Source organism: Sphingobium sp. FW305-3-2-15-F-TSA7 (genome assembly GCF_058787155.1).
In genome coordinates this window covers 101,437-115,958 of record NZ_JBYSZM010000006.1, presented here as the reverse complement: position 1 = coordinate 115,958, position 14,522 = coordinate 101,437, and the positions used below count along the sequence as shown (strand labels likewise).

Annotated in this window: 11 protein-coding genes; 4 read left to right on the top strand and 7 right to left on the bottom strand. The window is 65.2% G+C overall.

Annotated features, from left to right (window positions below; all coding sequences use genetic code 11):
- Positions 1–321, top strand: a complete 321-nt coding sequence (locus AC3WN8_RS06255; RefSeq protein ID WP_492668537.1) for a heavy metal-binding domain-containing protein — start codon at positions 1–3, stop codon at positions 319–321.
- Between the two features lie 5 nt (positions 322–326).
- Here AC3WN8_RS06255 and AC3WN8_RS06250 read toward each other — a convergent pair whose 3' ends face one another.
- From AC3WN8_RS06250 to AC3WN8_RS06240, 3 genes are read right to left on the bottom strand one after another with little or no spacing between them, the layout of a single operon-like run.
- Complete coding sequence (locus AC3WN8_RS06250; RefSeq protein WP_492668536.1) at positions 327–1,097, bottom strand: SDR family oxidoreductase; 771 nt, start codon at positions 1,095–1,097, stop codon at positions 327–329.
- Positions 1,098–2,018, bottom strand: a complete 921-nt coding sequence (locus tag AC3WN8_RS06245; RefSeq protein WP_492668535.1) for a phytanoyl-CoA dioxygenase family protein — start codon at positions 2,016–2,018, stop codon at positions 1,098–1,100.
- A gap of 10 nt (positions 2,019–2,028) precedes the next feature.
- Entirely contained in the window at positions 2,029–4,152 is a 2,124-nt protein-coding gene (locus tag AC3WN8_RS06240; RefSeq protein ID WP_492668534.1) for a TonB-dependent receptor, read from the bottom strand.
- Positions 4,153–4,362: 210 nt separating this feature from the next.
- Here AC3WN8_RS06240 and AC3WN8_RS06235 point away from each other — a divergent pair, with 210 nt between their 5' ends.
- Positions 4,363–6,555, top strand: a complete 2,193-nt coding sequence (locus AC3WN8_RS06235; RefSeq protein ID WP_492668533.1) for a TonB-dependent receptor — start codon at positions 4,363–4,365, stop codon at positions 6,553–6,555.
- A 222-nt stretch (positions 6,556–6,777) separates the two neighbouring features.
- Here AC3WN8_RS06235 and AC3WN8_RS06230 read toward each other — a convergent pair whose 3' ends face one another.
- The 3 genes from AC3WN8_RS06230 to AC3WN8_RS06220 are packed head-to-tail and all read right to left on the bottom strand — an operon-like array spanning position 6,778 to position 10,114.
- Positions 6,778–8,346: a class I adenylate-forming enzyme family protein gene (locus tag AC3WN8_RS06230; RefSeq protein ID WP_492668532.1), complete on the bottom strand. Its 1,569-nt coding sequence runs from the start codon at positions 8,344–8,346 to the stop codon at positions 6,778–6,780.
- Entirely contained in the window at positions 8,343–9,620 is a 1,278-nt protein-coding gene (locus AC3WN8_RS06225; RefSeq protein WP_492668531.1) for an MFS transporter, read from the bottom strand. The genes AC3WN8_RS06230 and AC3WN8_RS06225 overlap by 4 nt, the downstream gene beginning before the upstream one ends.
- A gap of 2 nt (positions 9,621–9,622) precedes the next feature.
- Entirely contained in the window at positions 9,623–10,114 is a 492-nt protein-coding gene (locus AC3WN8_RS06220; RefSeq protein ID WP_492668530.1) for a MaoC/PaaZ C-terminal domain-containing protein, read from the bottom strand.
- A gap of 99 nt (positions 10,115–10,213) precedes the next feature.
- Here AC3WN8_RS06220 and AC3WN8_RS06215 point away from each other — a divergent pair, with 99 nt between their 5' ends.
- Positions 10,214–10,924: a TetR/AcrR family transcriptional regulator gene (locus AC3WN8_RS06215; protein ID WP_492668529.1), complete on the top strand. Its 711-nt coding sequence runs from the start codon at positions 10,214–10,216 to the stop codon at positions 10,922–10,924.
- Between the two features lie 6 nt (positions 10,925–10,930).
- Here AC3WN8_RS06215 and AC3WN8_RS06210 read toward each other — a convergent pair whose 3' ends face one another.
- On the bottom strand, positions 10,931–12,448 hold the full coding sequence (locus AC3WN8_RS06210) for a serine hydrolase domain-containing protein (RefSeq protein ID WP_492668528.1): 1,518 nt from the start codon (positions 12,446–12,448) through the stop codon (positions 10,931–10,933).
- 89 nt (positions 12,449–12,537) lie between these two features.
- On the opposite strand from AC3WN8_RS06210, the gene AC3WN8_RS06205 reads away from it, so the two are divergent.
- Entirely contained in the window at positions 12,538–14,427 is a 1,890-nt protein-coding gene (locus tag AC3WN8_RS06205) for a CocE/NonD family hydrolase (RefSeq protein WP_492668527.1), read from the top strand.
- Positions 14,428–14,522 lie beyond the last annotated feature (95 nt).

Genomic DNA, 14,522 nt, shown 5'->3' with positions numbered 1-14,522 from the left:
ATGATTCTTACTACCACCACCGCGATCGAGGGACGGGCCGTCAGCGCCTATCTCGGGATCGTCACCGGAGAGGTCATCGTCGGCGCCAATATCTTCAAGGATCTGTTCGCCAGCGTGCGCGATATCGTCGGCGGCCGATCGGGCGCCTATGAAGGCGCGCTGCGCGACGCCCGGCGCGAGGCGTTCGGCGAACTTCAGGCCGAAGCGCGCGATCTGGGCGCCGACGCGGTGATTGGCATCGACATCGATTACGAAGTGATCGGCCAGAACGGATCGATGCTGATGGTCTCGGTTTCAGGAACCGCGGTCAAGCTCGGCTGAACATGTCATCCGACCAGCGCTGACAGGCCGCCATCGACGCAGAGCGCCTGGCCGGTCACATAACGCGACGCATCGGACGCGAAGAAAAGCGCCGGACCCGCGATATCGCGGTCGGGATCACCGAGCCGGCGCATCGGCACGCGCGCGGTGAGCACATCGCCCCGCTCCGTCAGCGTGGCACGGGTCATCCTGGTGGGCATCCAGCCCGGCAGGATCGCGTTGACCCTTAATCCCAACGGCCCCCATTCGGCCGCGAGATTCTTGACCAGATTGATCTGCGCGGCCTTCGTCGCATTATAGGCGACCGTCGGCACATCATCGGGCGATACCCCGCCCAGGCCGGCAATCGAGCCGATCATGACGATCGAGCCGGCGCCGCGATCGATCATCCCGCCGGCCGCGACGGCGCGGGTGAGCGCCCAGGTTCCGGTCAGGTTGATCTGGACGACCTTGTTCCACCCCTCAAGCGGATAGGATTCGGCCGGTGCGCCCCAGCTGGTGCCGGCATTGTTGAACAGCACGTCGATCGGACCGCAGCGGCGGCCGATATCGGCGACGAACGCTTCGGCACCATCGACGTCCGCCAGATCATGGGCGACGCCGAGCGCGTCGATGCCGTCGGCACGCAGCGCCTGTTCGGCCTCGGCGGCGCCCTGAGCGGATCGTCCGGTCACGACGAGGCGGGCGCCTTCGCGTCCGAGCGCCCGAGCAATCGCCAGGCCGATACCGCGCGTCGCCCCGGTGACGAGGCACAATTGTCCTGCGAGCACGCCCATTCAGCCCCCCTGTGTGCGGGCAAGCGAATTGAAACGGCCGATCCGTTCGATGGGAGCGCCCTCCGCCCCGAAGGGATAGGGATTTTCGAGCCCGACCAGGTGGCGGAAGCGCCCGGTGTTGCGCGCCAGCGCCTCGTCGCTCACCCGTTCGCGATACCATTCCTGGGTCTGCATGTAGATCCGGCAGAAATAGAGGATCAGGTTGACGCGCAACCCGGGCACCCGCCGCGGAAAGGCGCCATGCCAGGTGTTGCCGTGCCAGACGACCAATGATCCGGCCGGCGCGGTCACCGGCACGAATCGGTCGATGTCGGTCGTTTCCCGCGTGGTCGGCGGACGGCAGAATTTGTGGCTGCCGGGCCAGAAGCTGAGCGCGCCCCGGTCGCGATCATAATCGGTCAGCAGCCAGGTGGCATTGGCGACCTGCGCATAGGCCGGATAGGGCGCCGGCACCATCGCGCTGTCCGAATGCAGGATCAGGTGGTCCGTGCCCGGCCCCTTGAGGATCGAGTTCATGCTGCTCAGCACGCAGCTTTCACCGAGCAGATAGGTGATCAGCGCGAGCACCGTTTCGTTCATCATCGCCTGTTCGAAGATCGGATCCTCGAGCAGCAGGTAGAAGAGATGCTGGCCCCAGGCCGACCCGCCGGCATGGCTTTCGGCATTGGCCGGGTCGAGCGCCTGGCCGGAGTGCCGCTCGGCGATCGCCAGCACCGCGCGGAGCAGGTCCTCGGCAAAACCGGCGGGTGCCACGCGCTCCGGCTCGACGATCGTAAAGCCATAGCTGTCGAGCTCCGCGGCATGATGATCGAGGCCCAGCCGGCGCAGTTCGGCAAGCGGATCCCTGAAACGGTCCGGCGCCTCGCCCGCCGCCAATGTGGCCGCGACGCTCGTCAGGCCGGCGATATCTGTGCGGTCCATTCGTAGATCCTCAGAATTTGACCAGCATTTCGGCGCCATAGGTGCGCGGCGGCCCCAGCGACTGCGCGACCTGGCCGGGCACCACCGCCCCCCTGAAGCGGTTGGTCACATAGGTTTCGTCGGTCAGGTTGCGCGCCCATGCCGACAGGCGCCACGCGCCGCTTTCGGGGCCGATGCCGATCCGCGCATTGAGCAGGGTCAGCGCACCGGATGCATAGGCGTTGTCCGATGCGAAGAAGAACCGGCTGCGATGGCTCGCCTCGCCGCGCAGGAAGAGCTGGAGGCTGCCGCCAAGCGGCTGGGTCCATTCGAAGGCGCCGCTGAGCGTACTCCGAGGCGCCAGCGGGAGCCTGTTTCCGGTATAGTCGGCGCCGGCCGCATTGGCGTTGGGATAGGATTCGAAGACCGCGTCGACATAGCCATAGCTCGCGGTCAGCTGGAGCTGCCGCACCGGCAGTGCCGAAACCTCAATCTCGAAGCCCTTGCTGCGTGCCTTGGCCGCGTTCGAGGTCTGGAATTGCGCGATCCCGCCGCCCGTCGAGATGAGCTGATTCTGCTGCAGGTCGGTATAGTCCATGTAGAATATCGAAGCGTTGATGCGCAGCCGGCTGTCGAGAAACTCGCTTTTCAGGCCGAGCTCGTAATTATTGACCGATTCGGGCCGGTATTCGGCACTGTTGGTGGGCGTCACGGAAAAGACGTTGAAGCCGCCCGATTTATAGCCCTGGCTGAACGTCGCATAGGCGAGCAGCTTGGCGCGGGGGCGCCATTCCATGCTGACCGACGGCGAAACCTTGCCTTCGCTGCGCTTCAGATGGCGCGGCGCGATCGTCGCCGCGATGATGCCGAACGGATCGCCAGTCTGCGCGAAGTCGAGCGTCTTGCGTTCGTGCGTGTAGCGGAGGCCCGCCGCCAGGCTCAGCCTGTCAGTGAAGCGATAGACGGCACGCCCGAACGCGGCATAGCTGTCGGTATCGACATTCGCCTGAATCGTCGCGTTCGTGCGTGTCGGATAGATGCCGAGATCGGGGCCGATCACCACGAGCGACGTCGTGTCGAGCGACTGATGATAATAATAGAGGCCCGCCACATAGCTGAAACGATCCGCGACATCGCTCGCGAAGCGCAGCTCTTGCGAGAACTGGCTCTGACGCTCGCGGATACCGGTGTCGAGCATGTCGAGCACCGTATAGTCATTGTCCTGGATGTTGTTCCATTTATAGCCGCGTATCGCGGTGATCGACGTCAGCGTGCCGCCGCCGGTCCGCAGATTGAACTCGCCCGAGGCGCCGTAAACGTCGCGATTCTGCGTGGTGTCGGTCGATTGGGCGACGGTTCGGTCATCGGGATCGGCATCGGCGAAGGGCGCGCCGGTAAAGGCGCCATTGTTGAAAATATCATAGGCGCCGGAATGGGTGCGATCGCGCGAGATATCGCCACGCAGCGCGAAATCCCAGTCGCCGCCCGAATCATAGACGAGAGTCATCCGCCCGCCGAGGCCGTCGAGATCGTCGAGCCGCGTGCCGGTGGCGATATTCCGGACCATGCCGTCGCGGCGGTCGAGCGACACTGCCGCACTGGCGAAGACCGTGCCGGACAGGGGGCCGCTGACGACCGCGTTCGCGCGCATCGCATCGTAATTGCCATAGCTGAGGCTGGCCGCGGCGCGCGCATCGGCATTCGGGCGGCGCGTGAGGATATTGACCGCGCCGGCGATGGTGTTGCGGCCGTAGAGCGTCCCCTGCGGCCCGCGCAGAACCTCGATCCGCTCGAGATCGAACAGGTTGGAATTGATGGTCGCGGCGCGCCCCATATAGACGCCGTCGACATAGACGCCGACGCTCTGGTCGAGCCCGGGATTGTTGAGATCCGCCGAGATGCCGCGGATCGCGATCGACGTGGTGCGCAGTTCGCGGGGCGCGACATAGACGTTGGGCAGCGCGTTCGAAATATCCTCGACACGCCCCACGCCCGCATTCTCAAGCGTCTTCGCGGTGAGCGCGCTGATCGAAAGCGGCGTATCCTGAAGGCCCTGGGTACGCCGCTGGGCGGTCACCAATATCTCCTCCAGCTCATTGTCCGCGCCGGTGGCCTGTCCCGGCCTCTCCTGCGCAACCGCAAGTCCGGATGTCATGGCTGTGGCCAGGACGAGGCAGCTTCCCCCGAAACGGACCATGTTCGCGATCTTCATTGTCTGACCCCCAATCCGAGTGGCAGCCGCCGGCGTTTCCGGTCGGTAGGAAAAACCCTGCTCGGCATGGCCACAATGGAACGGCGATTACCGCTTCCAGTCAAGAGAAAAATGAGTATGATCTCAACTTCGATAAATGGGAGGATCATAACCATGCGCCACTTCTGGTTTTCCACCGCAGCCATCGTCGCGACCTGCGCAATCGGCGGACCGGCAGCGGCGCAGGAGGCACGCGACCAGGCATCGGGGGTCGATGCGAGCGAAGACATCATCGTCACGGCGCGAAAGACCCGCGAACGGCTGCAGGATGCGCCGATCTCGATCACCGCGCTGACCGCAGCGGAACTGCAGCGGCGCGGGATCGACAGCCTCGCGGACGTGGCGAAGGTCACGCCGGGCCTGAACTATGGCGATTTCGGCGACATGAAACTCTCCCCCACCTCGCTGCGCGGCGTCGTCGGCTCGGCGGGCTCGGCGGGCGCCGATCCCGCGGTGGGCTATTATGTCGACGAGGTCTTTGTCGGGCAGGGCGCGGGCGCGAATCTCGACCTTTACGACATCGCGCAGGTCGAAGTGCTGCGCGGACCACAGGGCACGCTTTACGGCCGCAACACGATCGGCGGCGTCATCAACATCACGACCGAAAGGCCGAGCGACGAGCTGAAGGCTTCATTCAGCGGAATCTTCGGGAATTACGACCGAACGCGGCTCGCCGGCTCGCTCTCGGGACCGCTGGTGGACGGCCTGCTCAGCGCCAAGATCGCGTTGGTCCGGGATTTCCGCGACGGATATGAACGCAACATCTTCCTCAACCGCGACGTCAACGATCACGATGTCTGGTCCGGCCGCGCGCAGCTCCTCTTCACGCCCGCGGCCGATACCGAGCTGCTGCTCAGCGTCGACCATGCCGAAGCGCATCAGGAGACGCTGGTGTTCGAGACGCTGCGCTACAACCCGGCGGCGCTGGTTACGCAACTGCTTCAGGCGCAGGGATATGCCCTCAACGCCGATCCGTTCGATCGGCGCGTGATCGCCAACACGCCCAGCAAGGAGCGGCTGCATTCCACCGGCGTGTCGGCGAATTTCCGAACCCGGCTGGGCGGGATCGATATCGTCGACATCGCCGCCTATCGCGAGCACGACTATTACAGTCGCACCGACACCTGCCGGTGCCAGCTCGCCATAACCTATGACGGCGACCCCGAGCGGGTGAAGCGTTTCTCCAACGAACTTCGCATCAGCGGGAGCATCGGGCCGGTCAGCCTGCTCGGCGGCCTCTATTATCTCGACCAGGATACCGACAATCAGAGCTTCATCGAGCTCGGCTCCGCGACCGCTGCCATTTTCGGCGATCCCAGCCTGAGCGGTTCGATCATCGGATCGACCGGGCGTCTCAAGACGATCAGCAAGGCAATCTTCGCCAGCGGCACGCTGGCGCTGAGCGACCGCATCGATGTCACGCTCGGCGCACGATACACGCATGACAGCAAGCGGATCCACTATGTCCAGACGGATCCGCTCTCGATCCTCGGCGGCAGCGCGACGATCGTCGCGAAGGACAGCTGGGGCCGGCTGACGCCGAACGCCAATATCCGTTTCCGTGTCTCGCCGACGCTGATGACCTATCTCACCGCGTCGAAGGGCTTCAAGAGCGGTGGTTTCAACGACGCGCTGGGCGACGCCAACGGCATCGCATTCGGCCCCGAATCGCTCTGGAACTACGAGGCCGGATTGAAGGCCGAATTGTTCGACCGCCGCCTCTCGATCAACGCGGCCGTCTATGCGATGCGCTGGAACGACATCCAGATCACCACGCAGAATCCCGCGACCACCTTCTTCAATCCGATCATCCTCAATGCCGGCCGCGCCCATAGCCGGGGCGTCGAGATCGAAGTCGATGCGCGTATCAGCGATCGGCTGCGGATGGGCGGCAATATCGCGGTGCAGGGCGCGAAATATGAGGAAGGGCTGCTTCCGGACGGGCAACCGCTGCGCTTCATTCCCTTCGCCCCGGCCTATACCGGCGACATCCATGCGGAATATACGGTGCCGACGGGCATCGGCCCGCTGACGGTCCAGGCGGAATATCAGCTTCGTGGCCGCAGCTATCTGACCACCAACAACGATCCCGACGGTCGCGTCGGCGCCTATGGGCTGCTCAACCTGCGGATGACGCTGGCATCCGGCAACGACCGCTGGCGCGTCTCGTTGTTCGGCAAGAATGTGACCGACAAGACCTATATGACCAGGCTCTTCGACCTTTATGACAACACACTCAACGGCCAGAAACTGATCACACTGGGCGAACCGCGCACCTATGGCGTCGAATATCGGGTGAACTTCTGATCGATGGCGCAAGTGCCTGCCGCAATGGCGGGGCCCCGCGGCACCCTCCGTTTGTCCCGAGCGAAGTCGAGGGAGCCGTCCGAGCGAAGCCGAGGACCAACTGCGCCATCAGCCTCGGCTGCGCTCGGCTTAGTCCCTCGACTTCGCTCGGGATGAGCGGGTTTTGGGGCTCGATCATCTCGTCAGGCTTTTCTTCACGTGCAGCGGATCAGCCCCCTCCGCTCAACCCAGCCGCCGCCGAAGCGCCGCCTTGTCGATCTTGCCGATCGGAAGCAGCGGCAGCACGCGCTCGATCTCGATGCGCTTGGGAAGTTTGTAATTGGCGAGGCGCGCGCGGCACCAGGCATAGAGATCGGCGGGGTCGACGGGCGCGCCGAGCGTGACGAAGGCGATGCCGACTTCCTGCCATATCGGATCCGGCATGGCGACCACGGCTGCGGCCTCGACCGCGGGATGCGATTCGAGCACCGCTTCGACTTCGCGCGGATAGACGTTGTAGCCGCCGGACTTGTACATCTCCTTGATGCGCCCGACGATCCGATAGCATCCGTCGGGCCGCAGCACCGCCAGGTCGCCGGTGCGGAAATAGCCATCGCTGGTGAACGCCTCGACCGTCGCATCGGGCCTGCGCCAATATCCCAGGAAATTCAGCGCCGATCGCGCCTGGACCTCACCGACCTCACCCTGCCCGACCGGCGCGCCGTCCGCGCCGCACAGCCTGATCTCGACGCCCGGAAACGCCGGGCCGACGGAATTGGCAAGCCGTTCCAGGTCGCGCGTCGGCGCTATGGCGGTGATCGCGCTGGTGGTTTCGGTCATCCCGTAATTGGTCGCGAGCGCCGGCCCCAGTGCCGCCAGGCGCGCGATCACATCCCCGCTCATCGCCGCCCCGCCCCATATGATCAGCTCGACCGCCGAAAGATCGTGATCCGCAAAGTCGGGAAGATCGAGGATCATCGGAAAGGTGCTCGGCACCGAACCCCATAATGTCACCCGTTCCCGCGCCATGAGCCTCAGGCATTCGGCCGGATCGAATTTTTCCATGAAGATCGTCGTACCGCCGGCGACGAGGCAGGGCAGGCTGCAGTCGACGACGGAACCGACATGGTTGATCGGAAAATAATTGATCACCCGAAGCGACGGGAATGGCCAAAGGTCGTTCTGCGCAAGGCTGAACTGGCTCAGGCCAGCATGATGCAGCAGCGCGCCCTTCGGCGCACCCGTCGATCCCGACGTGTAGACGATCAGGCACGGATCGCGGCCGCCACAGCCGGCACGCGCGGTGTCCAGCCTGCCCTTCCCGATACCGTCGCCGGACTGCAGGAACGCCGCCATCGGCTCGGTCCCCGGCGGACCGTCGACACTGTCGTGGAGGATGATACGCCCAAGCGAGGGGCAGGTGGCCGCGAGCGCCGCCAGTTCGGTGTCGTAACAGCGATCGCCGATATGCCTTCGGCCCAAGAGGATGGCCGGCTCCGAATCCGTGAGGACATGCGACAGTTCCTCGAGCCGGTAGCGCGGGTTGAGCCCCACCCAGATCGCGCCGATCGAGGCGGTCGCCAGAAAATCGACCAGATAGGCCGGATGCGGCGGCTGGAGCGTGGCAACGCGATCGCCCTTGCCGATGCCGGCGGCGAGCAGCGCGCATGCCAGCCGGTCCACAGCGGCCGACAGCTCGGCATAGGTCCAGGCGCGGTCGTCCAGCTTGAGCGCGACCGCATCCGGCCGCAGCCTCGCGTGCCAGCCGGCATAATCGCTGATCCGGGGCAGCGGTGGTGGCAGGTCGGTCATGACTGTCCCGCCAGTCGCAGCAAGGGAATCGAAAGCATGCCGAGCGCCGCGGTCGCCAGCATGACGAACCCCGCCAGTCCGCCCGCATAATCCCGTTGGACCATCGCGAGCGCGAGCGCCGTGGCGAGCGGCCCCAGGGCAAGGCCGATCTTCTCCGCAGCGGTCCACATGCCCGTCAGCGTCCCTTCCGCCGCGGTTCCCGCGGCCGCACGGGCATGGATCAGGTGCGCCACCATCGTATAGGGGAGAACCTGCAGCCCGGCGAATGCCGGCCCCGCCAGCGCGAACCCGGCCAGCATCATCGGCCAATGATGGTATCTCGCCGCGAGTGCCACGATCGCGGCGGCGAGGATATAAGCGAGGATCGATACGGTCAGCGCAGGAGCCTCGCCCCAACGGCGGCCGGCCCATGCAAGCACGGGCGCGGTCAGGCTGGTGGCGACCAGCATGATTCCGAGCGCGACGCCGATATCCGCCTCGTTCCGCGAAAGCGCGTGAACGACAAGATAAGGCGCCGAGGCCGACATGATTCCGGCAGCGGCAAGCATGAGGATATAGGCGATCACCAGCCATCGGAACGCGCGGTCGCGGACGGCGGCCTGCATTTGGCGCCATAGCGCCCCACGCTCGACCGTCGCCGTCGCCACGGGCCCGTCGCGGCCGCTCAGGACGAACAGGGGCGCGAGCATCGATATCGCGCACGTCGCGCCGAGCCAAAGCGCCATGACGGCATAGCCGGTCCGCCCGCCGCCGGCCGCGGCGACGAGCATGGGCGCAAGCGAGGCCCCCGCGAGCACGCCGATCATGGCCGCGGCCATGCGCCAGCCCACGAGGCGCGACCGATCCGACGCGGTCCTGGCGAATTCGGCCGGGAGCGCGACATAGGGAACCGCAAAAAGGGCATAGAAGGTCACGAGCGCGAGATAGCTCAGCCCCACCCAGAGCGAGAGGCCCGCCGGCGCCATCGGCGGCGGCGCGAACAGCAGGGCGAACGCGATGCCGGTCCCGGCCGCACCAGCGACGAGAAAGGGCCGCCGCCGCCCGAAGCGGCTCACCGTGCGGTCGGACCATCCCCCGACGAACGGATCCCAGAACAGGGTCCATAATTTGGGGACAAAGACGATCAGCGCCGCGGTGGCCGCGGGAATCCCGACGATCTCGGTACAGAAATAAAGGAGCAGCACGGTCGGCACCGTCGAGAAAGCGCCCGTGCCGAAGGATCCGATCGCGTACAAGCCCGTTTCGCGGCCGTTGAACACTCCGCGCGACGTCACGTTCAGTCCTTTTCGGGCGGAACGGCGATCGACAGCCACTCGGCGATCAGCGCCGGGCGCTCGCCACCCTCGATCTCGATCCGGCAGGCGAAGGTGGTGAGGCAGCGATCCTGTTCGTCGGCGACTTTCTCGCTCACCTGGAAATGTCCGCGCACCCGATCGCCGGCCCGGACAGGCGCGATGAAGCGCACGCGGTTGAAACCATAGTTGAGGAAATGCCCCGGCTCGCGCCGCTCCGCCTGCGGGTCGGTGCCGACCGCTTCGTGCAGCATATGGGTCAGCAGCGCGAGCGTGAGGAAGCCGAAAGCGATCGGCCCGCCATAAGGACCGTTCGACCGCGCCCATTCGGGATCGATGTGCATCGGATCGGGGTCTTTTGTGATGACGCCGAACTGGCTAATCATGCTCTGGGTGACCTCGATCCACTCCGAGGGACCAAGCTGGTCGCCGGGTTGCAGCGAGGCGCTTGGCTGAGTGACGGCTGTGTGAGTCATTGATTTCCCATCAGGGGTTGCATTTTTTGAGATTGGCCTCATTTATAACCAACGTCAATCGGCAAGAATGCTCGCATCCCATTTTTTCAAGATGAATCCATGAATCTATCTTATATCGAGCACCTCGAAGCCACATATCGCAACGACCCTCCTAAGCAAAAGGGGTTGAGAACGCGTGATCGCATCAAGATTGCGACTGCAAAAGTTCTTGAGAAGAAGGGTTATCATGCGATGCGTGTCTCGGATGTTACCGAGACCGCCGAAATGGCCGAGGGTTCTTTTTACGTTTACTTCAAGGACAAGACCGACGCCGCGGTCACTGTCCTTACGGACCTGCTGGAAAACTTCTTCAATCTCGAAACGCCGCGCGACGGCGATCGGACGGCCTATGATTCGATCCGGCTGACCAACCGTCGCTGGATCTCGGTATGCCGCGCCAATGCCGGACTCATGCGCTGCATCCTCCAGGTCGGGGACGAGACGCCGGAATTCGCCCGGCTCAGCCAGGACGCCAACCGGGTCTGGTATCAGCGCGTCGCCGAGGGCGTGCGCCGTCGTCGCGGCACCGGTCCCGGCGTCCCCATGCTCGCCGCCTATCTGCTCGGCGGCATGATGGACGAACTGGTGCGCAAGCTGATCGTCTATCCCGATCCCAGCCTGCTCGAACTGCTGACGGAGATGGGCGCCGACGACGATGTCGTCGCCGACGCCAGCAGTCTGATCTGGCTGCGCATCTTCTATCCCGACGAGCCGGCGCCGGACGGCCTTGCCGAACCCGTCGCAGCGCTCGCCGCATGGCTCGCTCCATAAGGACATTCAGGGAATCGCCACCGCTTCGAAGACCGAGCCGTAGGACGACATGAAAACCCTGCGCTGCCGGCCGGCACCTTCGAACCGGAAGCGCTGCTCGTCGTCGTAACGCGACACGAATTCGCCCCTGCCCTGATAGCGCAACGGAATCCCGGGGCCGCTATCGCCGCCTTTGACGAATCCGACCTGCAGCCCGCCGTCCTTGACGGCGAAGCGCATCGCATCGACCGCGAAGCGTATCTCGCCAAGCGCGTAACTGCCGGAGAAGCGCGCAGCATCGGCTGCGGAAAGCGGCGCATCGACGATGACGGGCTGGGGCAATCCCAGCACCACGCGCGCGATCTTCTGTTCGAGCGAAACGATCGAGATGCCGCCATATTGGATGTTGGAAAGCAGCACGATCGTGACGTCGTCGTCGGGATAATAGGCATATTGCGCGCTGAAGCCGAAAATGTCGCCGGGATGCCCGATCTTCCGGTGTCCTTCGAAATCGGCGATGGCGAGGCAGCCGAGCGAATAGGGAAGCAGCGTGCCGCTCTTCAACCGGTCGCGCTGAAGGATGAGCCCGCGAACCGCCTTTGTAGTCGGCCCGTCGCCAAACACGCCGCGGCGATATCGGAGCATGTCGTCGACGGTCGAGAGCACCGCCCCCGCCGAAAAGGCGACCAGCGGATCGTAGCGCTGCGCATTTTCGAGCCCATTGCGGCCAAGCCTGTAGCCATGCGCCCGGCCCGGCTGCAGCCGGGCCCAGCCGGTGATCGAACTGTTCGCCATTCCGAACGGCGCGAAGACATTGTCCTGCAGATAGCGGTCGTAGCCGAGACCCGACACTTTCTCGATGATCAGGCCGAGCAGGTAGATGCCCGAATTGCTGTAGCTCCAGCGCGTCCCGGGCTCGAATTGAAGCGGCTGTTTCGCGAACCAGCCTACGACCTGTTGCCGGGTAATCGGATCCTGGCTCGTGCGCGGAAAGCCCGGCACATCGAGATAGCCGACCAGGCCCGCACTATGATCCGCGAGATTGCGGATCCGCAGCGCGGCGACCGGCGCCGGCAGGCCGTCGATATATTGGCCCGCCACGTCGTCGAGAGCGATCCTGCCCTGTGCGACGAGCTGCATGATCGCAAGGCCGGTCATCGTCTTGGTCACCGATCCGATCGGGAACACCGCCTCCGGCGTCGCCGCGATCCGGTTCTCCAGGTCGATATAGCCGAAGCCCTGGCGATAGAGTGTCCGATCGCCCTTCTGGACCGCAACGACGATGCCGGGAAACGGGCCCTGCTCCATCGCATGTTGAACGATCCCGGCAATCGGGTCGCTCGCGGACGCCGCCTGCCCGCGGGCAGCGATGGCGCCGGAAAAGGCCAGCGCGCCCGACAGGCCGAACAAGCCACGCCGGGAAAGCGCGTGCGCGTGCGGAGCGCCCGGCGAACCGGTATCTACCGTGGCTGCGGGATCGGTCGGTTTCATACGCTTGTCCTCGGCAATCCGGCGCATGCTCGCGCCGAAGGGGCTGGTCGACATCATCGTCTCTTGCAAATTTATAAACTTGAGGTCAATCTCAATTATACGGCACGCGCATTCGACGCACCACGACATATCCGGAGACTGACATGCGGCGATTGGGATGGATGAGGGGACAGGCAGGCGTGAGCGGCACGCTCGCCCGGTGCGCGCTATTAACCTCCCTGCTGCTCGCGGGGAGCGTCGGCGGCACGGGGACGGCCGCGCCCCCGCCCCTCGCACAGCCGGCCGCCGCCACGGCGCGCCCTGCCGGCTGGAGCGACCGTTCCTATTATCTTGCAATGCCCGACGGGGTGCGTGTCGCCGTCAGTCTCTGGTTTCCCGGTGGCCGTGCCGAGGGGAAGCACCCCGTGCTGCTCGTCCAGACCCGCTATGGCCGCGCGGGAACCTTCATCCACGGCGAAGGCGGCAAATATCGCGCGCTGGTGGACCAGGGCTATGTCGTCGCGATCGTCGACACGCGCGGCTCGACCGCATCCTTCGGCGACCGGATGGTCGAGATCGGTCCCGACGAGATCCGCGACATGGATGTGATCATCAGGCACCTGAAGACCCGGCCGTGGTCGAACGGACAGATATTCGCGCAGGGCGTCTCCTACATGGCGGACACCGCCGATCTGGCGACCGGATCGCCCGCGGGGCTGACCGGCGCGGTCATCCGGGCGAGCGATTTCGATGCGTATCTCCACCTCTTCGCGCCCGGCGGGGTCGCCAACGACATGATGATGCGCCTGTGGGGCGGCGACACGCTGCTGCGCGACTATGGCAAGTCGCTCGACCCGAAAGAGGGATTCGATTGCGGCGCGCGCGTCGAGGATTGCGCGCGCCTCTGGCCCCGCCTCCAGCCGGTCGACAAGGATACCGATCATGCGCTGCTGCGCCAGGCGATCGCATCGCGGCGCCACTGGAAACCCGACGATTATCGCCGCGCGGAATTTCGCGACGACAAGGGCGCGAACGGCTTCACCATGTTCTCGTCGAGCCCGGCTTCCCGGCTGGCGGAGATCGCGCGCAGGCGCGTGCCGGTCCAATATTGGGCAAGCTGGATGGATGCCGGCACCGCGGAGGGCACGCTCGCGCGCTATCGGTCGCTTCCGGACGTGCCGATGGAGGTGTGGATCACCGCCAACACGCATGGCGGCAACCGCCTGACCGATCCCTTCTTTCCCGACACGGCCCCGCCGCTTCCGTCGTTCGAGGATCAATGGACCAGAATCTCGGCGTTCATCGCCAATGTCCGGGCCGGCAAGCCAGTGGTGCGCGCGATCCATTATTATGTGCTGGGCGCGGGCATATTCCGGACCACGGCCCAATGGCCACCGGCGGACGTGAAGCGCACCCAATTCCGCCTGGGCGCGGGCGGTTCGCTGTCCGGCGGACGCTCCGGCCCCGACGGTGCTGACCGTTACGGCGTGGATTTTTCCGCGACCACCGGAACCGCCACGCGCTGGACCACCCAGATCGGCACCCCGGCCGCCTATGGCGACCGGCGCGAAGCCGATCGCAAGTTGCTGACCTATAGCTCGGAACCGTTCCCGCGGGACATGGAGCTGGTCGGCACCCCCGCCGTGACACTGTTCGTCGAAACCGCCACCGCCGATCCGGCCTTCTTCGCTTATCTCGAAGACGTCGCGCCCGATGGCCGGGTGACCTATCTCACCGAGGGCCTGTTCCGCGCGATCCACCGCAAGCCGGCGCGTGCGGATCGGCTTCCCTATTCCCAGCCGGAACCGGCCAAGAGCTTCGCCCGTGCCGATGCCATGCCGATGGTGCCGGGCAAGGTCGCCGAGGTCAGCTTCCCGACCTTCCCGGTCGCGGCGCGGATCAAGGCCGGACATCGGCTGCGCCTCAGCCTTGCCGGCGCGGATGCCGGCACGTTCCGGCGCTATTCCGAAGCCAGGGCCGAAAGCTGGCAGGTGCAGCGGAGCGAACTTTACCCCAGCAGCCTGTCGGTCGACCTGCGGCCCTGGCGTGACTAGGCCCGGCGCAGAACATTCCGCGAGATTACACCCTTGGACGATCGTCACCCTGAACTTGTTTCAGGGTCCATGTTGAAACGAACGCGATGGCGCAG

Excerpts from the sequence above, each read along its gene's own strand:
- AC3WN8_RS06255 (WP_492668537.1), top strand. The coding sequence starts at position 1 with ATGATTCTTACTACCACCACCGCGATCGAGGGACGGGCCGTCAGCGCC.
- AC3WN8_RS06250 (WP_492668536.1), bottom strand. The coding sequence starts at position 1,097 with ATGGGCGTGCTCGCAGGACAATTGTGCCTCGTCACCGGGGCGACGCGC.
- AC3WN8_RS06245 (WP_492668535.1), bottom strand. The coding sequence starts at position 2,018 with ATGGACCGCACAGATATCGCCGGCCTGACGAGCGTCGCGGCCACATTG.
- AC3WN8_RS06240 (WP_492668534.1), bottom strand. The coding sequence starts at position 4,152 with ATGACATCCGGACTTGCGGTTGCGCAGGAGAGGCCGGGACAGGCCACC.
- AC3WN8_RS06235 (WP_492668533.1), top strand. The coding sequence starts at position 4,363 with ATGCGCCACTTCTGGTTTTCCACCGCAGCCATCGTCGCGACCTGCGCA.
- AC3WN8_RS06230 (WP_492668532.1), bottom strand. The coding sequence starts at position 8,346 with ATGACCGACCTGCCACCACCGCTGCCCCGGATCAGCGATTATGCCGGC.
- AC3WN8_RS06220 (WP_492668530.1), bottom strand. The coding sequence starts at position 10,114 with ATGACTCACACAGCCGTCACTCAGCCAAGCGCCTCGCTGCAACCCGGC.
- AC3WN8_RS06215 (WP_492668529.1), top strand. The coding sequence starts at position 10,214 with ATGAATCTATCTTATATCGAGCACCTCGAAGCCACATATCGCAACGAC.
- AC3WN8_RS06210 (WP_492668528.1), bottom strand. The coding sequence starts at position 12,448 with ATGTCGACCAGCCCCTTCGGCGCGAGCATGCGCCGGATTGCCGAGGAC.
- AC3WN8_RS06205 (WP_492668527.1), top strand. The coding sequence starts at position 12,538 with ATGCGGCGATTGGGATGGATGAGGGGACAGGCAGGCGTGAGCGGCACG.